This window comes from Rhodococcus sp. FH8 (genome assembly GCF_019266085.1).
Classification (GTDB): domain Bacteria; phylum Actinomycetota; class Actinomycetes; order Mycobacteriales; family Mycobacteriaceae; genus Rhodococcus_F; species Rhodococcus_F qingshengii.
The window spans coordinates 89,033-109,549 of sequence record NZ_LPNQ01000078.1; the positions used below are offsets into that span (position 1 = coordinate 89,033).

Sequence of the window (20,517 nt, forward strand, 5' to 3'; positions counted from 1 at the left end):
GCGCCTTTATTAACCGCGGGGGGTTGATAAAGGCGCACAGCAAACAGGTCAGACTGCAGTCGCGATCGGGCCGCGAGCTGCTTCGTAGGCCGCACCGACACGGTAGAGGCGCTCGTCAGCCATGGCGGGCGCCATGACCTGCAAGCCCACCGGCAGGTTGTCGTCCGCGGACAGGCCCGAGGGCACCGACATCGCGCAGTGTCCGGCCAGGTTGGTCGGCAACGTGCACAGGTCCGAGAGGTACATGGCCAACGGATCGCCGACCTTCTCCCCCAACTTCCACGGCGTGAACGGGCTGGTCGGCGAGACCAGTACGTCCACCTTCTCGTAGGCCTTGTCGAAATCGCGCGCGATGAGCGTACGGACCTTGAGCGCCGAACCGTAGTAGGCGTCGTAGTAGCCCGAGGACAGTGCGTAGGTACCGATCATGATGCGGCGCTTGACCTCCGGACCGAAACCGGCGGCGCGGGTTGCCGCCATGACCTGGTCGGCACTCATGTTGCCGTCGTCGACACGCAGTCCGTAGCGCATCGCGTCGAAGCGGGCCAGGTTGGACGAGACCTCACTGGGCAGCACCAGATAGTACGACGCGAGCGCGTGCTCGAAGCTCGGGCACGAGACCTCGACAACCTCGGCACCGAGTGCCTTGAGCTGCTCGACGGCAGCATCGAAGGAAGCGATGACGCCTGGCTGGTAGCTGTCGGAGTGAAGTTCCTTGACCACACCGACTTTGACGCCGCGCAGGTCGCCGGCTGCACCTTCACGTGCCGCAGCGACCACCGGACGCACGGGGGCGTCGATGGACGTGGAGTCACGCGGATCGTGCCCGGCGATGACCTCGTGCAGCAGAGCGGTGTCGAGCACGGTGCGACCACAGGGACCGCCCTGATCGAGCGAGGACGCGCACGCGACGAGTCCGAAGCGTGAGACAGTTCCGTACGTCGGCTTGGTTCCGACCGTCGCGGTGACCGCAGCGGGCTGACGGATCGAACCGCCGGTGTCAGTGCCGATGGCCAGCGGGGCCTGACGGGACGCGAGCGCCGCTGCGCTACCGCCGCCCGAGCCACCGGGGATGCGGGTGACGTCCCACGGGTTACGCGTCGGGCCGAAGGCCGAGTTCTCGGTCGAAGAGCCCATCGCGAACTCGTCGAGGTTCGTCTTGCCGAGGATCGGGATGCCGGCAGCGCGCAGCTTGGAGGTCAGAGTCGCGTCGTACGGCGCGACCCAGCCTACGAGAATTTTCGACGCACAGGTGGTCGGCATGTCCGTCGTGGTGAAGATGTCCTTCAGCGCGATCGGAACGCCGGCGAGTGCCGAAGCGGGTTCGTTTCCGCCCGCGAGCGAGTTGTCCACTGCTGCGGCGGCTTCGAGAGCCTGTTCACCTGCAACGTGCAGGAAGGCGTGGTAATCGGTGTCGACGGCCGCGATGCGGTCGAGATGCGCCTGCGTGACCTCTACCGAGGACACCTCACGCGAGTGGATCTTGCCGGCCAGCTCAGCGGCGTCCAGCGTGGTCAGATCGGTCATTCGCCCTCTCCAAGGATCTGCGGAACCGCAAAGCGATCCTGTTCGACTGCGGGTGCTCCGGACAATGCCTGCTCGGGGGTCAACCCGGGCACGATCACGTCGGGGCGCGTCACGTTGGTGACGGCATTGGGATTCGCCATGGGCGGGACGTCGTCGGCCGCAACCTCGGTGACCACCTTGACGTGGTTGAGAATCGAATCCAACTGACCGGCGAACTCGTCGAGTTCGGCATCGGACAGGGCGAGTCTGGACAGCCGCGCGAGGTGCGCGACCTCGTCACGGGAGATGGCAGGCACCGCGGGGCCCCTTTCGGAAGAGGACGTGAACATTGCCGGTCCAGCCTAGTTGCTCGCCGCGACAGACCTGTAAGCACGCCTGCTGTATCGAACGACGAGCACGCTCACTGTGTCGATCGCCACGCCGGATGCCCGCGGTGTGTTTCGCTCGTGTGACAAGCATGTGCATCGGGCGTGACGCCGCCGCGGCGCCCACCATCGCAGGTTAGCCAGGTGCAAAGATGAGTCAGGCCCGGGTCGACGTGATCCGGGCGAGAACCGATCAGCGAAAGGCACGCACGTGTCGTACCTGCTTCGCGTCCAACTGCCCGATCGACCAGGCAGCCTCGGCGCGCTCGCCGTAGCTCTCGGATCCGTGGGCGCAGACATCCTCTCCCTCGACGTCGTGGAACGAGGTGACGGTTTTGCCATCGACGACCTCGTGGTCGACGTCGAACCGGGCGCGCTGCCCGACACCTTGATCACCGCTGCCGAGCATCTACCGGACGTGCTGGTCGATTCGATCCGCCCCTACGCCGGGATTCTCGACACTCACCGTGAGCTCGAACTCATAGATTCCGTTGCGACGGCCCGAAACGATCGACTGCAGGTCCTCGTCGACGGCGCGCCGCGTGTACTGCGAGTCGGCTGGTGCGTCGTCGCGGACATCGGCAAGCACGGTGCGTACCGCGTCGTCGGTAGCGCCGGCGCGCCGGAAACCCACGCCACCGACATTCCGTGGATGCCACTGGACAAGCCCACCGCCCTCGACGGCGAGGCCGACTGGGTTCCGGACGTATGGCGCGACATGAACACCAGCCTCGCTGCCGCACCTCTCGGCTCCGGCAATCGAGTCCTCATGCTCGGTCGTCCCGGTGGGCCCGAATTCCGCCCTTCGGAGATAGCCCGCCTCGGCTACCTCGCAGGAATCGTGGCGACGGTACTGGGTTGACCAGGCTGGCTGATCAGGCCAGGCCGCGCACCATGACGGTCAGTTCCATACCGCGAATCGGCTCCCACGCCCGCTCGGGATCGGGGACGAAACCGTTGCGGTCGTAGATACGACGGGCATCGACCATCTCGGGCTGCGTCGAGATGACCACCGAGTGATCGCCGCGGTCGTAGGCTTCGGCGATCACTGCGCGAACCAATGCGGTTCCGGCGCCCGATCCCCGAGCTTGCGGCGAGACTGCGAGCATGCGGAACTCGAGTTCGCCCTTCTGCGCAACATCCGCGAAGGGCGTGCCGGGTTCTGCGATCGTCAACGAGCCCACGACTTCGTCACCGAGAACCGCAACCAGCACCCGGCCCTGCTCCACCCGAGTTGCGGTGTCTCGCAGGCGCTCCGCGTACGGCGATCCGCCGGCGACAAATCCGCCACCCACGTACGACTGCACAGTCAGCTCCCCGACGGTCTCGAACTCAGCCGGTAGAACTTCACGAATCTCGATCATGGCGTCACTATCGCACCCAGCACACCAATCTCAGAAATCGGACAAAGTCACTCTGGTTCGTCCAAATCGGTGGGAGCGACTGCATCCGGGCCATCTTCGAGCAACCGCCGGAAGCCGTCTTCGTCGAGCACCGGCACACCCAATTCGACCGCCTTGTCGTGCTTGGAACCGGGCGCTTCACCGACGACGACAAACGCAGTCTTCTTCGAGACCGACCCTGCCGCCTTGCCGCCGCGCACCAGAATCGCTTCCTTCGCCTGATCACGCGAGTAGGTCTCGAGCGAACCGGTGACGACGATCGAGAGGCCCTCGAGATTGCGCGGAATCGAATCGTCGCGTTCGTCCTCCATGCGTACTCCGGCCGACGCCCACTTGTCGACGATCTGCTGGTGCCAGTCGACGGAGAACCACTCCACGACGGCGGCGGCGATAGTCGATCCGACGCCGTCGACTGCAGCCAACTCGTCGACCGAGGCTTCCCGAATGCGTTGCAGCGAGCCGAATTCGCCGGCCAACGCCCTCGCGGCAGTGGGGCCGACGTGCCGAATCGACAGTGCCACAAGCACTCTCCACAGCGGCTTGTCCTTGGCCGAATCCAGGTTGGCCAGCAAGCGTTTTCCGTTGGCGGACAGGGATCCCGCATTGGTGCGGAAGATCGGAACTTCGATCAGTTTCTCGGCGTCGAGTGAGAAGAGATCGCCCTCGTCGCCGATGACCTTCGCCTCCAACAGCCCGGTCGCGGCCTCGTAACCGAGCACCTCGATGTCGAATGCACCGCGCCCCGAGACGTGGAACACGCGCTCGCGCAACTGCGCCGGGCAGTACTGCTGATTGGGGCATCGCACGTCGACGTCGCCCTCTTTCGCGGGTGCCAACAACGTGCCGCACTCGGGACAATGTGTCGGCATGACGAACTCGCGCTCGGTACCGTCGCGAACGTCTGCCACGGGACCGAGAACCTCGGGGATGACGTCTCCGGCCTTGCGCAACACCACGGTGTCGCCGATCAGCACACCCTTGCGCTTGACCTCCGAGCCGTTGTGCAGCGTGGCCAAGGACACAGTGGAACCCGCCACCGTGACGGGTTCCATGTACGCGAACGGCGTCACACGACCCGTACGTCCGACACTGACCCGGATGTCGAGGAGCTTGGTCGTGACCTCTTCCGGCGGGTACTTGTACGCGATAGCCCACCGTGGTGCGCGCGACGTGGTGCCCAGACGTCGATGTAACGACATCTCGTCGACCTTGACCACCAACCCGTCGATCTCGTGCTCGACGTCGTGGCGGTGTTCTCCCCAGTACTTCATCTTCTCGACCACGGCGTCGGCGCCGACCACCCGTGAGGTGTGCGTGGACACCGGCAGACCCCAGGCGGCGAGGGCCACGTAGGCGTCGTACTGCGAGGCCGGCTCGAAACCTTCCATGCGCCCGAACCCGTGGCAGATCATTCCGAGGCGGCGACGCGCGGTGACGGCAGGATTCTTCTGACGCAGGGAGCCCGCCGCGGAGTTGCGCGGATTGGCGAACGGCGCCTTCCCCTCCTCCACCAGGGAGGCATTGAGTGCTGCGAAGTCCTCGAGGCGGAAGAACACCTCGCCACGCACCTCGAGCAGGCTCGGAATCGGGTACTCGTCCGTGGCGGTAAGGCGCTCCGGGATGTCGTTGATCGTCAGAGCGTTGAGCGTGACCAGCTCGCCCGTACGACCGTCACCGCGGGTTGCGGCACGAACGAGTTTGCCGTTCTCGTAGACGAGATTGAGGGCGACACCATCGATTTTCACTTCACAGAGATAGTGCAGTTCCGGCCCGGTTTCCTGCTCTACCTTGGCGATCCATGCTCGGAGCTCCGACTCGTCGAAGACGTTGTCGAGGCTGAGCATCCGCTCGAGGTGGTCGACGGACGTGAAGTCAGTCGCGAATCCGCCACCGACGAGTTGCGTCGGAGAGTCGGGAGTTCGCAGATCCGGGTACTGCTCTTCGAGAGCATTGAGCTGCCCGAGCAATGTGTCGAATGCACCGTCCGAAATGACGGGCGCATCACGAACGTAGTAGCGGAACTGATGCTGGCGTACCTCTTCGGCCAGCTCCGTCCACTGCTCGCGCGCCTCGTTGGGCGCTGGCTGCATTGCATCCGCGGTTTCAGTCACAGCTAGAAGATTATCGGTTCACACCGACACACCACACGACTCCACATCGGAACGCACACACTAGAACGCCGACGGATCGTCCACCAATGCCTTGCCGACGTCTGTACACAGCCGAAGGGCGGCACGAGCCCAGTCGAGGTTCGCACCCGCAAGACCGCAACGCGGAGTGACCGCGACCTGGGTCTGCAGGAGTTCACGCGAGAAGCCGAGACGATCTACCAGGGTGACGGCAGGCATCGCACACTCTTTCCATGTCACCGGCTTTTCCGGCTCCACGGACGGAACCAGACCGAGCGCCAATTCCTTGCCGGCGTCGAACAACTGGCCGATACCGTCGAGATCGCGTGAGCCGATGAGCGACATGTCGAAGCTCACGCCGAACGCCTGGCTTCGCCTCAGTAGATCCCACGGCATGTCTGTGCCGCAACTGTGGACGATTGTGGGCAGTCCGCAACCGCTGATCGTCGAGTCGAGTACGGCGAGTGCCTCGGGTTCCGGGAGAGCCGGAACGCTCTCCATCTTGGTGCGCCCAGGCAGCGAACCGGCCAGAACTGCCGCGATCTGCGGCTCGTCCAACTGGATCACCACTGCGGCGCCGGTGCGGCGAGTGACCTCGGCCGCATGACGCGCGAGACCCTCACCGAGTGATTCTGCGATGTCGCGGAGCGCACCGCGGTCGACGAGAACTCGCGAACCGTTTGCGACTTCGATCTCGGCGCCGAGTGTCAGCGGGCCGGCGGCTTGGAGCTTGACGACGTGGTCTCCGCCGACCAAGCGCGCCGACTCCCAGGCTTCCTCGAGCGCGTCGAGATCCTGATTCAGAAAGTCCTCGGCTCGCTTCGCGACATTGCCCCTCCGAGGCACGACTCGATAGGCGCGGGTCGAGGCGTCGAGGTTGATATCGACCAGAATTGCCCCCGCCCGGCCGACCATGTCAGCGCCGAGACCGCGGCTCGGCAACTCCACCAGATGCGGGAAACCACCCAGCTCACCGAGGATGGTTGCGGCACTTTCGCGGGCATCCGTGCCCGGCCAGGATCCGATTCCGGTGACGAGACCACCGATGGAAACCTGCTGCGTCACAGTGTGTTCGGCTCGGATTCGGTGCCCGAGATGGTGCCACTGCCGAGAACCTGGTCGCCCAGTTCGCGGTCGGGGCGATACAACACGACGGCCTGTCCCTTTGCGACGCCGGTCAGTGGTTCGCGCAACGAGATCGAGATACCGCCGCTTGAAGTACCGTCGTCGACGGCCTCCGCAACAGCCTGCGCCAGTCCACCGTGCGCACGAACCTGCACCATGCATTCGACGGGGCCCTCCGGCGCCTGGCCCGAGGTCCAGATCGCACGCTGCGCCGAGATGGCCCAGACGTCGAGATTCTTGGCCGAACCCACTCGGACCGTTCCGGTTTCGGGCTCGATCGCGGTCACGTACCGCGGACGGCCGTCACCCGCCGGACCTTCGACGCCGAGACCCTTGCGCTGTCCGATCGTGAAGCCGTGTACGCCGTCGTGTGCAGCGAGGACTTCACCCGAATCGGCGTCGACGACGCTTCCCGGACGAACGCCGATGCGCGCACCCAGGAATGCTCGTGTGTCGCCGGTCGGGATGAAGCAGATGTCGTGACTGTCAGGCTTGTTCGCCACAGCCAGACCGCGCTCGGCGGCTTCCTCGCGGATCTGTTCTTTCGGTGTGTCACCGATCGGGAACATCGCTCGCGAAAGCTGCTCAGCCGTCAGCACACCGAGGACATACGACTGGTCCTTGTCAGCGTCGACCGCCCGGCGCAGGACGCCGTCTTCGAGGCGCGCGTAGTGACCGGTCGCCACGGCGTCGAAGCCGAGAGCGACTGCACGGTCGGCGAGTGCGGTGAACTTGATCTTCTCGTTGCAGCGCAGGCACGGATTGGGGGTCTCACCCGCTGCGTACGACGCCACGAAGTCGTCGATCACGTCTTCCTTGAAGCGATCGGCGAAATCCCAGACGTAGAAGGGTATTCCGAGAACGTCGGCGGCGCGCCTGGCGTCGCCGGCATCTTCCTTCGAGCAGCATCCACGCGAACCCGTCCGCAATGCGCCCGGCGCCGTGGACAAAGCAAGATGAACGCCGACGACGTCGTGTCCGGCGGCGACAGCGCGGGCGGCGGCGACAGCGGAGTCGACACCTCCGCTCATGGCTGCGAGTACTCGCATCAGCGATCCCCTCCACGCGAACCGGCACCGGCAAGACCGGCGGCCCGAGCGCGCTCTACTACTTGTGGAAGCGCAGCGATGAGCGCGTCCACATCGGTGACACTCGACGTATGTCCGAGCGAAAATCTCAGTGAGCCACGCGCGACGGGCGATTCGACGCCCATCGCGATCAAGACGTGGCTGGCCCTGGCCACACCGGCGGTGCAGGCCGAACCGGTGGAACATTCGATACCGGCAGCGTCGAGCAGCATCAGCAACGAATCGCCCTCGCAACCGGGGAAGGTGAAGTGCGCGTTACCGGGAAGCCGATCGGAACCGGTCGGGCCGTTGAGCACCGACTCGGGAAGGATCTCCAGGACTCCGTCGATCAAACGGTCACGCAACTGCGCCAATTCCCTTGTGCTGGAATCGAAGTTCTCGACGTTTGCGCGCAGCGCCGCAGCCATCCCGACAACGCCCGCAGTATCCGGAGTGCCCGAACGCAGATCACGTTCGTGTCCGCCGCCGTGGAGGAGCGGCACACACGGAACCTGGCGTCCGAGCAGCAGTGCGCCGACGCCGTGCGGACCACCGAACTTGTGTGCCGCGATGCTCAGCGCGGACAACTTGCTCGCCGCGAAATCGACCGGCAATTGTGCAACTGCCTGAACCGCGTCGCTGTGCATCGGAATCTCGAACTCAGCCGAAATCTCCGCCAACTCCACGATCGGCATGATCGAGCCGACCTCGTTGTTGGCCCACATCACCGTCACGAGTGCTACCTCGTCGGCGTGGACGGAAAGCTCGTCACGCAAGGTCTGCGGGTCGACGACACCGTTCTCGTCGACCGGCAACCACGTCACGCGCGCGCCCTCGTGCTGCTCGAGCCACTCGACGGCGTCGAGCACAGCATGATGCTCGACGGAGCTGGCCAGGATGCGAGTGCGTCGCGGGTCTGCGTCACGGCGAGCCCAGTAGATGCCCTTGACCGCGAGATTATCGCTCTCGGTGCCTCCGGAGGTGAAGATGACCTCCGACGGCCGCGCACCCAGGCTGGCGGCGATCGATTCGCGCGATTCCTCGACGCGGCGCCGGGCCGCACGGCCGGAGCCGTGCAGCGAGGACGCGTTGCCCACGGTTTTGAAGGTATCGGTCATCGCCTCGATAGCGGCTGCCGACATCGGAGTCGTGGCGGCATGATCGAGGTACACCGGAAATCCGGCGTGGGCACTGTGTGCAGGCAGAGTCATGGCTTGACAAGGATAGCCCAGCACGAGAGTTCGACCAGCCTCGCTCAGCAGGCTAAGCGCTCATCGCCGGGGAAGGATCGATTTGTCCCATGGCTTGTGTCACGAGTTCCGGTGCGGGGTCGAAGATGTCGTGAGCTGCCAGATCGATGATGTCGACGCCGCGTACGGCGCTCTCGCATCGCTGCGCGAGATCGGCTCGACACTCCCCTGCCTCCTCGAGCGGAGCCAGCCTGACCTTCACCTCGACGTTCTTCTGACGCAGGATCCGACGGATGGACTGACCGATCGTTTCGGTGCCGACAAAGCAGGGTCCGGTGCACAGGGAACCGTCGGCGTTCTCGTAGCGGATCGCCATCGGCTGAACCGGGCATTCGGCGTCGACGGCTGCTTGGAACATCGCCGGACGAAAACCGCCGTACGCCCGCCCGCACCAGGTCGTTCCCTCGGGGAACACCATCACCCGGACACCTCGCTGCAGGCGTTCGCGAACGACGTCGACGGTTCCGGGGAGTTCACGCAGGCGAGCGCGGTCGATGGGGACGACGCGCATCCGGCGCGCGAGACCGCCGAGCACTGCCCAGTCGAGCAGGTCGGCGCGGGCGACGAAGTTGGCCGGAGCAACGGCGCTCGCGACGAGGACGTCGGTCCAGGACACGTGACCGGCGACAACCATGACCCCGTCAGGTTCCGCGCGCCCCAACCGCTGGTCGTCGACCGTCAGCTTCATCCCCAGACAACGAAGCAACGCGCGCGAGTATCCGCGTTGCATCTCAGTACGCCAGGTGCGCGGGAGGAGCCAGCCGGCCGAAAGCACAGGCGCAGTCAACAGTGCGGCACCGACCATGACCCCGCGGGCCATCACGGTGATACTCGACACACCGGGTGCGTCCGCGGGTAGGCACCCGTCGCCGCAGGGGCTCGTCGGCACCCAGTACGGCACCGCCGCGGTCATCAGCCGATCCCCGACTCGTGTGCGGCGGCCGCCGATCGCAGCCGTTCGAGGTACCGCTTGTTGGCGGAGTGAAGGCCTTGCAGCGCAACAAAATCGGCCACACCGAACTCGGGATCGTGAGCAGGTTCCCCGCAGATCATCGCGCCCATCCGCAAGTAACCACGGAGCAACGGTGGCATCGTCACGCGTTCCGGTGCGGCGATCTCGTCGAGCGTCAGACCCCCGAGGACCACCGGGTTTCGTGGGATCACCCGCCGCGACCCCGGACTGGCGTGCTTGTTCATCACGAAGTCACGGACGCCGCGGACATCGGCGCCGGCAATTGAATCGGGGCTCGGCAAGACGGGCACGGAGACGCAGCCCATCACCCACTCGTATCCGGTCAATTCGAGATAGTGCAGGATGCCCGACCACATCAGGCTCAGGACGGATCCGGTGCGGTGAGCGGGATCGACGCACGCGCGACCCATTTCGACGATCCTGTTCGCCACCGGATCGAGCGCGGAGATGTCGAATTCCGTTGCGGTGTAATACCCACCGGCCGCCGCAGCGGAATCCGGCGGCAGCATTCGGTAGCAGCCGACGTACTCCTCGGTGATGTTGTCGCGAACGAGAAGATGATCACAGAATTCGTCGAAGGCGTCGGCGTCGAGTTCGAACACCCCGGCCGAAGCGGGGAGGGAGAAGCCTGGCTCGGAGGCGAACACTCGGTATCGAAGGCGCTGCGCAGCGACACGATGCTCGCGGTCGGAGGAGACGATCAGGGAATATCTCGGCTGGGCGACCTCACGGCCGAGATTGTCACTCGCGGAGCGAAGGACTGACGTAATTGTCATGCGCAAGGTTTATCGAGCGCGAACGGCGTCTCGGTATCGACGAAGTGACATGCCGATGCAGGCCGGGTGAATAAAGCACTGTGCGCCTTTATCAACCGCGGGGGGTTGATAAAGGCGCACAGCAGTTTGTGCTTTTCAGCCCTTGTGGGACTTCACAGCTTCGGTGAGCTGCGGTGCGACGTTGAACAGGTCGCCCACGATGCCGAAGTCGGCGATCTCGAAGATGGGTGCCTCTTCGTCCTTGTTGACCGCGACGATGGTCTTGGACGTCTGCATGCCGGCACGGTGCTGGATGGCACCGGAAATGCCGAGCGCGATGTACAGCTGCGGCGAGACCGTCTTACCGGTCTGACCGACCTGGAACTGTCCGGGGTAGTAACCCGAGTCCACAGCGGCACGCGAAGCACCGACTGCAGCGCCGAGGGAGTCGGCCAGCTCTTCGACGACGGAGAACTTGTCCGCGCTGCCGACACCACGTCCACCGGAGACGACAACCGACGCCTCGGTGAGCTCCGGGCGGTCGCCGCCGACGATGGGCTCACGCGAGGTGACCTTGACGGCACTCTCGTCCTGGGCCGGAACCTCGACGGTGATCTGCTCGCCTGCGCCGGCCTGCGGAGCAGCCTCGACTGCGCCCGGACGAACCGAGTAGACCGGAACGTCGCCGTTGGCCTTGGCCTCGACAGTGAACGCGCCACCGAAGATGGAGTGGACGCCGGTGCCGTCAGCCTTGATCTCGATGACGTCGGTCAGCAATCCGGAGCCCAGACGTGCGGCCAGACGACCGGCAACCTCTTTGCCCTCGGTGCCGGCTGCGGTGATGACTGCTGCCGGGCTGGTGGACTCGACCAGAGCGGCGAGAACGTCGACCTTGGGGGTGACGAGGTAGCCGTCGATGTCGTCGGACTCGGCGACGTAGATCTTCTCGGCGCCGGCTGCTGCCAGAGCGTCGGCGAGCTTTGCTGCGGTGCCCGCGGGGCCGGCGACAACTGCCGACGGCTCACCGAGTGCGCGTGCAGCGGTGATGAGTTCGGTGCTGACCTTCTTCAGCGCACCCTCTGCGTGCTCTACGAGCACAAGTACTTCTGCCATGACTTAACTCTCCCTGAGTTCTTCTGCTGGATGTCTAGAAGGGCGCGATCAGATGACCTTGTTGCTGACGAGGTACGCGGCAATCTTGGTGCCACCGTCTCCCTCGTCGACGATGCGCTCACCAGCGGTACGGGGGGGCTTGGGGGTGGAGGACGTCACGGTGGTGCCGGCGTTGGCAACTCCGACGGTCTCCGGGTCGACTCCGAGGTCGGCCAGCGTGTAGACGAGAACTTCCTTCTTCTTCGCGGCCATGATGCCCTTGAAGGACGGGAAGCGCGGCTCGTTGATCTTCTCGGTGACCGAGACGATCGCGGGCAGCGAAGCCTCGAGGCCGAAGACGCCCTCGTCGGTCTCGCGCTCACCGGTGATCTTGCCGTCGGCGACGACGACCTTGCGCAGCTGCGTGAGCTGCGGGATGCCCAGGTACTCGGCGATGATGGCCGGAACAGCGCCGACGCGGCCGTCGGTGGCCTCGTTGCCGGCGATGATCAGGTCGGCAGGCTCGTCGTTCTCGAAGGTGATCTGGCCGAGAGCAGCAGCGAGCGTCCATGCGGTCTGGATCGCGTCGGAGCCGTGCAGTGCCGGGTCGTTGATGTGGACGGCCTTGTCGGCGCCCATCGAGAGAGCCTTGCGGATCGCGTCGGTGGCGCGGTCGGGACCTGCGGACAGCACCGTTACCTCACCGCCCTGAGCTTCCTTGATGAGGAGTGCTTCTTCGACGGAGCGCTCGTTGATCTCGTCGAGGACTGCGTCGGCGGCTTCACGGTCAAGCGTGTAGTCGCCGTCGGTCAGCTTGCGCTCGGACCATGTGTCGGGGACCTGCTTGATCAAAACAACGATATTCGTCATGGGTCTTCGTCGACCTCCTGTGTGTAATTCACCTGATAAATCGTCTGTGGTGCTCGCGCAGTCCGAGCGTCCGAAAAGAGAGTCCGACAGGTCTCCCTACGGGCGAATTTCTCGGTTCACGTCGGCTGTGCGTTAGATTACCCCACGTTAAGTTACCGGTGGGTAACTTAACGTGGAACCTCGTCCACCATAACGGCACGAACAGGAATTGACAGCAGTGATCTGGACCACGGCGAACACGTTCTACTCGGATGGCACTAATCTCGCACGGGTGAGTGAAACGAGTGTCAGCAACCACGAGGACGCACCCCTGCCCTTGACGGGCGAACGAACCGTGCCAGGAATCCCCGAGGAGAACTACTGGTTCCGACGCCACGAAGTGGTGTACCGCGCACTTCTGGAGCGCTGCACGGACCGCCGAGTCCTCGAGGCCGGTTCCGGAGAAGGCTACGGCGCCAACATGATTGCGGACGTCGCAACAAAGGTTACCGGCCTCGACTACGACATCTCCGCGGTCGAGCACGTCCGTGCCCGCTACCCCCGCGTCGAGATGCTCCACGGCAACCTCGCCGAGCTTCCACTGGCGGACAACTCGGTTGACGTCGTCGTCAATTTCCAGGTGATCGAGCACCTGTGGGATCAGGGTCAGTTCCTACGCGAATGCTTCCGAGTTCTCGCTCCCGGCGGTGAACTTCTGATCAGCACCCCCAACCGGATCACCTTCTCCCCCGGCCGCGACACGCCGCTCAACCCTTTCCACACTCGTGAGCTCAACGCCTCCGAAATGACCGAATTGCTCGAAGACGCCGGATTCCGCGTTCAGTTGATGACCGGCGTCCATCACGGTTCGCGCCTGAAGGAACTCGACGCCAAGCACGGCGGATCGTTCATCAATGCGCAGATCGACCGCGCGTTGGCCGGCGAGCCCTGGCCGGAAGATCTCACCCGCGACGTCGAGGGCATCACCGTCGACGACTTCAGCATCAGCGAACCCGACATCGACGACAGCCTCGACCTCGTCGCTATTGCCGTGAAGGAAACCGGCGAGTGAGTAACGCAACACCCGTCACCGAACCGGGGATGTTCGCCCTGGTTCTGCACTCCCATCTGCCGTGGCTCGCCAACCACGGCAGATGGCCAGTCGGCGAGGAATGGATCTACCAGTCCTGGGCTGCGTCGTACATTCCGCTCGCCGCCGCGCTACGACGCCTGGCCGACGAGGGCCGATCGCACCTGCTGACGCTGGGAATCACGCCCGTACTCGCGGCCCAGTTGGACGATCCCCACTGCCTCGCCGGGATGCATCACTGGCTCGGCAACTGGCAGATCCGCGCCCACGAGGCTGCCGGCATGCCGGACGCGGCGCACCGCGAACTCGGCGCGCGCGAACACCGGGCGTCAGCTGCCGCTCTCGCAGATTTCGAGACTCACTGGCAGCACGGCGCCTCACCGGTGTTCCGCGACCTCATCGATCGCGAGGCCTTCGAGCTTCTCGGCGGGCCGCTGGCCCACCCGTTCCAACCGCTGCTCGATCCTCGATTGCGGGCGTTCTCCCTCCGCGAAGGTCTCGCCGACGCGCATGCCCGGTGGAGTCACACTCCGACCGGGATCTGGGGACCCGAGTGCGGGTACACCCCGGGCATGGAGCGCGGGTACGCCGAAGCGGGCGTCACCCACTTCATGGTCGACGGCCCCGCCTTGCGCGGCGACACGTCCCTCGGCCGCCCGGTTCGAGAATCCGACGTGGTTGCATTCGGCCGCGACCTGCAGGTCAGCTACCGCGTCTGGTCCCCCAAGTCCGGATATCCGGGTCACGCCGCCTACCGCGACTTCCACACCTACGACCACGAGACGGGTCTCAAGCCGTCGCGGGTCACCGGACGGACCGTCGACTCCGCCGACAAGTTGCCGTACGACCCCGAACTCGCTGCGGCCGCCGTCGACAAGCATGTTGCCGACTTCGTCGAAACCGTTCGGGCGCGTCTGCGCAGTGAATCCACCCGCATCGGCCGCGACGCCCTGGTGGTCGCAGCTTTCGACACCGAACTGTTCGGGCACTGGTGGCACGAAGGCCCGCAGTGGCTCGAGAAGCTCCTGCGCGCGCTTCCGGAAGCCGGAATTCGCGTCGGCACCCTCGCCGACGCCAAGGAATCGGGATACGTCGGCGAACCCGTTCAACTCGAGGATTCGTCCTGGGGATCGGGTAAGGACTGGCGTGTCTGGGCCGGCGATCAGGTGTCCGACCTGGTGCAACTGAACTCCGAAGTGGTGGAGACCGCGCTCGGCACCGTGGACAAGTCTCGCGGACGCGACAACGCACCCGGACGACCGGAACTGCGAAACCGCGTCAACGATCAGATACTTCGCGAGACACTGATGACAGTTTCGAGCGATTGGGCATTCATGGTGAGCAAGGATTCGGCCGCGGGGTACGCCCGCGAACGTGCGCACAAGCACGCCCATGCGACCAGGGAAATCTCCGAAGCGCTCGTTTCCGGCCGCGATGCCGTCGCCGTGCGACTCGCCGAAGGCTGGAATCGCGCCGACGGGTTGTTCCCGGGACTGGATGCTCGCCGTCTACCTGACACAGAACTGAGTCCGTCGTGAAAATTCTCATCGTCTCGTGGGAGTACCCACCGGTCGTCGTCGGCGGGCTCGGTCGACACGTCCACCATCTCGCCACCGAGTTGGCTGCTGCAGGCCACGAGGTCGTGGTTCTCTCGCGTCGCCCCTCCGGAACGGATGCGTCGACGCACCCGACGATCACGCACATTTCCGAGGGCGTCCTTGTCGTCGCAGTGGCCGAGGACCCCGCGCACTTCGTCTTCGGCGAGGACATGCTCGCGTGGACCCTCGCGATGGGTCACGCGATGGTCCGTGCCGGGATGGCGCTGCACAAGCCAGGAGTGGGCGAGGGCTGGCAGCCCGACGTCGTGCACGCGCACGACTGGCTGGTCGCACATCCGGCGATCGCCCTGGCCGAATTCTATGATGTCCCACTGGTTTCCACACTTCACGCCACCGAGGCGGGTCGCCACAGCGGCTGGATCTCCGGACGCATCAACCGCCAGGTCCACTCCGTCGAGTGGTGGCTGGCAAACGAATCCGACTCTCTCATAACTTGTTCGGCGTCCATGCAGGAAGAAGTGACCGAGCTCTACGGCCCGACGCTGCCGCCGATCACCGTCATCCGCAACGGAATCGACGTGACCACGTGGAACTTTCGCGAACGTGGACCGCGATCCGGACCACCGAAACTCCTCTTCGTCGGCCGCCTGGAATACGAGAAGGGCGTGCAGGACGCCATCGCAGCACTCCCCCGAATCCGTCGTAGCCACCCCGGCACGACCCTCGCGATCGCGGGCGAAGGCACCCAGTTCACCTGGCTCTACCAACAGGCACGCACGCATCGCGTCGCGCGGGCGGTGGACTTTCTCGGCAACCTCGATCACACGGAACTGCTCAGCTGGCTGCACGGAGCGGACGCCATCGTCCTGCCGTCGCGCTACGAGCCGTTCGGAATCATCGCCCTCGAAGCGGCGGCGGCCGGCACTCCGCTGATCACGTCCACCGCAGGCGGACTGGGCGAAGCCGTCGTCGACGGGGTGACGGGGATGTCCTTCCAACCGGGCGACATCGCCGGGCTCACCTCGGCTGTCCGCGAGGTACTCGACGATCCCGCCGGGGCGCAGGAACGGGCAGTGGCCGCCCGCGCACGCCTGACATCGGACTTCGACTGGCATCAGGTCGCCGAGGAGACTGCTCACGTCTACGCGGGCGCGAAGCGTCGGGTGCGGCAGCCGTTGGCACGGCCACAGATTCCCGAGCGGCCGCTCCCTGGTCGCTGACGCGCTGACCTCAGCGGGTCGGGAGGGGCGCGGTGAAACGAGAACTCGCATCCCCGAGCAGATGGCCTGGTGGCAGCATCCGGCCGCACAGCACGAGCAGGAGATCCTGCGCCGCCCCGTGAACCTCGGCGCCGGCACCGTACGTCCAGTCTCGGTCGTCGGCGCGCAGCCGAGCGCCGTCGAGGTCAGTTCCGAAATACTTCACGGTTTTGGGCGAGAGTCCGCTGAGCACACGAGTGAGCCGGTCTTCGGGCACCACGTAATCGTCGCCGAGTGCCACGCGAATGTCCTGACCGTGGATCACGTCGTGCGAGAGCGCACCCTCGAAGCCGCCGCCTGGTGGCTTCCACGGGTGTGCAACGTTGTCGCGAAGCGAGGCAAGCAGTTGTCGCTCACCGACTTCGGACGCATCGGCGAGCGCTCGCCGGTTCGACATCTTGTTGAAGTTTCCGCGTGACTTGACCATTTCCACGACGAATCGCGGCGCCGAGTATCGGTAGGGCATGGTGATGTGCGCGATCACTTCGCGGACCCGCCACCCCTCGCACAGGGTCGGCGCGTTCCACTGCTCCGTGCTCAGGCCTTCGAGAAATCCCACCAGTTCGCGGCGCTGCGCCACGACCCATTCGGGTGTCTGTTCGCTCATGTCGGCACTCCTTTCACCGGCGCAGACTTTCGGCGCCGATACCGATACAGACCGGTGGCGGCGCCGAAAGTAATCGCTGGTTCTGCCAAAAAGTGAGCTACGACGTCGACGACGCGTCGGCAGCGTCCGCAGCAGCCTTCTTGCGTGCGATGTCCTCGAGCGCCGCGATGTACTTCGCGCGATCGGCAGCGCCGGCTTCCCAATCGGACTTGCGGTTCTTGACCGCCTTCGCGGGCGAGCCGACCGCGATGCTGTAGTCCGCGATGTCTCCCTTGACGACGGCGTGCGCACCGAGGACACAACCGCGTCCGACGCGGGTATTTCGCAGCACGGTGACCTTCGCTGCCACCCACGTGTCCGGGCCGATACGGACGGGGCCCTTGACGATGCCCTGGTCCTTGATCGGTGTGTTGATGTCGTCCATGCGGTGGTCGAAGTCGCAGATGTAGCACCAGTCGGCTACGAGCGTCGACGCACCGATTTCGATGTCGAGGTACGTGTTGACGACGTTGTCCTTGCCGAAGACGACCTTGTCGCCGATGCGCAGCGAGCCTTCGTGGCAGCGGATCGCGTTGCCGTCACCGATGTGCACCCAGCGCCCGATCTCGAGGCGGGACAGGTCGGGGGTGGAATGGATTTCGACGTTCTTGCCGAGGAACACCATGCCGCGCAGGATCACGTGCGGGTTGGCCATCTTGAACTTGGCGAGACGGTAGTACCGCACCAGATACCAGGGTGTGTACGCCTTGTTCGCCAGAACCCATTTGAGGGAATCGACCGTCAAGAACTTGGCCTGATCGCTGTCGCCTCGGCGTGATCCCCGCCATCGAGTGCGCAACGGTGCGCCCCACATGCTCGTCATGAGTGTTCAGCCTACGTGGGGCCGACTCACCGACCCTCGGGGTGTGCCCCGTCACGTTGCCCCGGTCGGGATAGTCTCTGGTCCGGGCTTGTGCAGTTACCGAGGGCTCTTGATCAAGTGAAGGCAGGGAGATTGTGATGCGGCGGGTCCTACGGTCGTCCGTGATGGTGTCGACGGCGATCGCTGCGGCCCTGATCGCCGGTTGCGGCAGCGACGACGGACGGGTGGACCGGTACGCGTCGGCGGGTTGGCCGGCCATGCATGCCGACGCCCGCAACAGCGACACGAGCCCGGTCACCGGATCACGCGATGTCGAGTTCGCATGGTCACGCCCTCTCGGCGGTCCGGTTGCCGCGTACGCCTCGGTGGCCGCGAACGGCCAGAGCTTCGTCACCGCCCGCACCGAGAACGGCTGCAATCTCTTCTCGTTCCAGATGGATACGGGTCGCAAGAAGTGGTGCGCTCGACTCAACGACGGAGTAGTCGCGTCCACACCCATCGTCGACACGGCCACCAATGTCTACGTCGGCGAGAGCGGCGCGATGATGTCCTTCACCGAGACTGGTCAATTGCGTTGGCGCACGCTCGTTGTGGGCACTCCTCTCTCGTCACAGTTCACCGGCGACGGAAACCTGTTGTTCATCACCCAATTGGGTCAGATCAACGTGCTCAACCCGCAGACCGGCGCAAAAGTGGTTCCGTCGTTCGACCTGATCCCGCCGCCGTCGATCGACCAGGGCGCGAATGCAGAACTCATTCCCGACAACAAGGGTTTGAACGAGTGCTTCCTCGGCACGTCCGGCTGCCCGGTGGCCAATACCCCGGCAGTGGACCTGGGCACCGGCAAGTTCTACTTCACCTTCTACGGACCCAGTTCTCAGGCAGCCGATCTGGTCGCCATGAAGTACACGGGCGGCGACAATCCGTCCATCACCCGCGAGTGGTCCACCGACGCGCTTCCCGGTGGAACGGCGTCGAGCCCGGACCTGTCGAAGGACGGCAAGACCGTCTACGCCACCGACAACAACGGATCTCTCTGGGCAGTGAACGCCGAAACCGGTGACACCAGGTGGAGTTACGACATCGGCTTCAACTCGGCCGGTAGTGCCTCGACGTCCGACGACGGTTTGATCATTCCCGCCGGCGGCGACAAGGGCCACCTCCTTGCCGTGCGCGACGAGGGAGATCACGCCGAACTGGCCTGGGAACGTAAAGACCTTCTGCAACTGGGCGTTCCGGCGCAGACCGCCGGCGACACCGGATACACCGTCGTCCGCGAGGGTGAGAACGGACTGAGCCTGATCACCTTCGACACCGAAACCGGTGAGACGGTGGATCAGGACACGTTGCCGGGAGCAGTCGGCTTCACCGTCGGCACCTCGATCGGCCCCAAGGGCGAAGTGTTGACGCCCAGCGCAATCGGTGAGCTGTTCGTCTTCAAGTGAGCTAGCGGGACGCCTCACAGATGAAGGCCGACGCCGATCGTCCGATCCGTACGATCACGACGCTCAGTGCACGCGAGCCCTTGAGCTTGAGCCGTGGACGCAGCACTGCCGGGTCCACGTCGACTCCTCGCACCAGGATTTCAGCCACACCGCAGTTCCGCTTGGACAGTGTCTGTTTGAGCAGTTTCTCGGAGTACTTGATCTGCTCGAGGATCCGGAATCCGCGAACTCCCTCAGGGACGCTGTCACCGGTCAGATAAGCGATGCGTGGATCGAGCTGCCAGAGGCCGTGTCTGGCCGCGTAGTGGCGCACGAGGCCCGCGCGCACTACCGCTCCGTCCGGGTCGATGATCCACTCCCCCGGCGCTTGCTCCGGAATCACGTCGTCCTCGGCGTCGGTGATCGCCCACCCGCTCCCGTCGGAGCGAAGCACCGAAGCTCGACGCGTGACGCCGGACTCGGCCAGCCCCGTCGACCACAGGCAGGCTTCCTTGACGCCGCCGTCGAGCGAGACGACCTCGACTTCCCCGTCCCAGCCCAGATTGTCGAAATCGAGTCCGGGAGCACACTTCACCGCGAGATCACGGCCGGAGTACGCCTCTATGAGGTCCGGTAGAGGTGGCATCAACGCTGCCGGATCGTGAGTGCGGCGACCGCCCGATCGCCGTGCGGGGTCTGCCAGTACGACGGTGTCGCGTGTCGTCGGGCGGAGCGCGTCGGCCCGCAGCAACGCTGCGCTCGGCACATTGCGCTGTGCCATCGCCAGGCGAACGGAATCGATGTCGCTGCCGATCACGCGATGCGCAACTCCGGTCAAGGCATGCAGTTCGGCGCCGATGGAGCACGTCACGTCGTGGACGTCGCGCCCGATCAGACGCTGCGCGCGGTGGGCCGCGACAACGCCGGGAGTGGCTTGTTGCATCGCGTCGTCCGTGAACAACCACTGATCACTGCCGGGCAGTTTCGTAGCGGCCTTTCGTCGAAGCAGGACGGTGTCCACGAGCGCAGGCATGTGATCACCGAAACGCGTACGCGCCCGGCCGATGTCGGCCAGACGCGTACGCGTGGACAGTTCGAGCTGATCCACCTCGGCCAAGGCAGCTACGCCGGAATCACTTCCGAGATAGTCGACGTCGCCGAGGGTGAAGTCATAACCCAAT

The 20,517-nt window shown here is 65.0% G+C and carries 19 protein-coding genes; 5 read left to right on the forward strand and 14 right to left on the reverse strand.

The features are described from left to right. Positions 1-48 precede the first annotated feature (48 nt). Positions 49-1,527 carry an Asp-tRNA(Asn)/Glu-tRNA(Gln) amidotransferase subunit GatA gene (gene gatA, locus ATN38_RS24220; RefSeq protein ID WP_218748819.1) on the reverse strand — a complete coding sequence of 493 codons (1,479 nt, stop codon included), beginning with the start codon at positions 1,525-1,527 and terminating at the stop codon, positions 49-51. Beyond that, positions 1,524-1,823, reverse strand: a complete 300-nt coding sequence (gatC, locus tag ATN38_RS24225) for an Asp-tRNA(Asn)/Glu-tRNA(Gln) amidotransferase subunit GatC (RefSeq protein ID WP_003944747.1) — start codon at positions 1,821-1,823, stop codon at positions 1,524-1,526. Before gatC ends, gatA begins: the two co-directional genes overlap by 4 nt. 280 nt (positions 1,824-2,103) lie before the next feature. Between gatC and ATN38_RS24230 the strand changes: the two genes are divergently transcribed. Continuing rightward, positions 2,104-2,754, forward strand: a complete 651-nt coding sequence (locus ATN38_RS24230; protein WP_003944719.1) for an amino acid-binding protein — start codon at positions 2,104-2,106, stop codon at positions 2,752-2,754. 13 nt (positions 2,755-2,767) lie between these two features. Here the strand turns inward: ATN38_RS24230 and ATN38_RS24235 are convergent, their stop codons facing one another. From ATN38_RS24235 to ATN38_RS24275, 9 genes are all read right to left on the reverse strand, one after another. After that, a complete protein-coding gene (locus ATN38_RS24235) occupies positions 2,768-3,256 on the reverse strand; it encodes a GNAT family N-acetyltransferase (RefSeq protein ID WP_003944764.1) in 489 nt (162 codons plus the stop codon). A 47-nt stretch (positions 3,257-3,303) separates the two neighbouring features. After that, positions 3,304-5,385, reverse strand: coding sequence for an NAD-dependent DNA ligase LigA (gene ligA / locus ATN38_RS24240; protein ID WP_007729389.1), 2,082 nt, complete (start codon positions 5,383-5,385; stop codon positions 3,304-3,306). Positions 5,386-5,466: 81 nt separating this feature from the next. Next, positions 5,467-6,489 (reverse strand): methionine synthase, encoded by a 1,023-nt coding sequence (locus ATN38_RS24245; protein ID WP_073512979.1) that lies wholly within the window; start codon positions 6,487-6,489, stop codon positions 5,467-5,469. After that, positions 6,486-7,598 carry a tRNA 2-thiouridine(34) synthase MnmA gene (gene mnmA, locus ATN38_RS24250; protein ID WP_042447455.1) on the reverse strand — a complete coding sequence of 371 codons (1,113 nt, stop codon included), beginning with the start codon at positions 7,596-7,598 and terminating at the stop codon, positions 6,486-6,488. Before mnmA ends, ATN38_RS24245 begins: the two co-directional genes overlap by 4 nt. Beyond that, a complete protein-coding gene (locus ATN38_RS24255; RefSeq protein ID WP_019747909.1) occupies positions 7,598-8,827 on the reverse strand; it encodes a cysteine desulfurase family protein in 1,230 nt (409 codons plus the stop codon). Before ATN38_RS24255 ends, mnmA begins: the two co-directional genes overlap by 1 nt. A gap of 52 nt (positions 8,828-8,879) precedes the next feature. Then, positions 8,880-9,779, reverse strand: a complete 900-nt coding sequence (locus ATN38_RS24260; protein ID WP_054827837.1) for a 1-acyl-sn-glycerol-3-phosphate acyltransferase — start codon at positions 9,777-9,779, stop codon at positions 8,880-8,882. Then, on the reverse strand, positions 9,779-10,615 hold the full coding sequence (locus ATN38_RS24265; RefSeq protein ID WP_003944707.1) for a GNAT family N-acetyltransferase: 837 nt from the start codon (positions 10,613-10,615) through the stop codon (positions 9,779-9,781). Before ATN38_RS24265 ends, ATN38_RS24260 begins: the two co-directional genes overlap by 1 nt. 135 nt (positions 10,616-10,750) lie before the next feature. After that, complete coding sequence (locus tag ATN38_RS24270; protein ID WP_003944698.1) at positions 10,751-11,707, reverse strand: electron transfer flavoprotein subunit alpha/FixB family protein; 957 nt, start codon at positions 11,705-11,707, stop codon at positions 10,751-10,753. Positions 11,708-11,755: 48 nt separating this feature from the next. Next, entirely contained in the window at positions 11,756-12,556 is an 801-nt protein-coding gene (locus tag ATN38_RS24275; protein ID WP_003944754.1) for an electron transfer flavoprotein subunit beta/FixA family protein, read from the reverse strand. Positions 12,557-12,827: 271 nt separating this feature from the next. Here ATN38_RS24275 and ATN38_RS24280 point away from each other — a divergent pair, with 271 nt between their 5' ends. The 3 genes from ATN38_RS24280 to ATN38_RS24290 are packed head-to-tail and all read left to right on the forward strand — an operon-like array spanning position 12,828 to position 16,404. Next, the gene (locus tag ATN38_RS24280) at positions 12,828-13,607 is read left to right on the forward strand and encodes a bifunctional 2-polyprenyl-6-hydroxyphenol methylase/3-demethylubiquinol 3-O-methyltransferase UbiG (RefSeq protein WP_042451468.1); all 780 of its coding nucleotides are present in this window, start codon (positions 12,828-12,830) and stop codon (positions 13,605-13,607) included. Between the two features lie 29 nt (positions 13,608-13,636). Beyond that, positions 13,637-15,163, forward strand: a complete 1,527-nt coding sequence (locus tag ATN38_RS24285; protein ID WP_209911574.1) for a glycoside hydrolase family 57 protein — start codon at positions 13,637-13,639, stop codon at positions 15,161-15,163. Then, a complete protein-coding gene (locus tag ATN38_RS24290) occupies positions 15,160-16,404 on the forward strand; it encodes a glycosyltransferase family 4 protein (protein ID WP_003944732.1) in 1,245 nt (414 codons plus the stop codon). Before ATN38_RS24285 ends, ATN38_RS24290 begins: the two co-directional genes overlap by 4 nt. A gap of 10 nt (positions 16,405-16,414) precedes the next feature. Here ATN38_RS24290 and ATN38_RS24295 read toward each other — a convergent pair whose 3' ends face one another. Together ATN38_RS24295 and ATN38_RS24300 are read right to left on the reverse strand one after the other, a co-directional pair. After that, a complete protein-coding gene (locus ATN38_RS24295; protein ID WP_042451128.1) occupies positions 16,415-17,050 on the reverse strand; it encodes a maleylpyruvate isomerase family mycothiol-dependent enzyme in 636 nt (211 codons plus the stop codon). Positions 17,051-17,147: 97 nt separating this feature from the next. Continuing rightward, positions 17,148-17,912 carry an acyltransferase gene (locus ATN38_RS24300; protein ID WP_218748823.1) on the reverse strand — a complete coding sequence of 255 codons (765 nt, stop codon included), beginning with the start codon at positions 17,910-17,912 and terminating at the stop codon, positions 17,148-17,150. A gap of 137 nt (positions 17,913-18,049) precedes the next feature. On the opposite strand from ATN38_RS24300, the gene ATN38_RS24305 reads away from it, so the two are divergent. Further along, positions 18,050-19,357 carry a PQQ-binding-like beta-propeller repeat protein gene (locus ATN38_RS24305; RefSeq protein ID WP_054827839.1) on the forward strand — a complete coding sequence of 436 codons (1,308 nt, stop codon included), beginning with the start codon at positions 18,050-18,052 and terminating at the stop codon, positions 19,355-19,357. 1 nt (position 19,358) lies between these two features. Here ATN38_RS24305 and ATN38_RS24310 read toward each other — a convergent pair whose 3' ends face one another. Next, positions 19,359-20,516 carry a class I SAM-dependent methyltransferase gene (locus tag ATN38_RS24310; protein ID WP_125050662.1) on the reverse strand — a complete coding sequence of 386 codons (1,158 nt, stop codon included), beginning with the start codon at positions 20,514-20,516 and terminating at the stop codon, positions 19,359-19,361. Position 20,517: the final 1 nt, after the last annotated feature.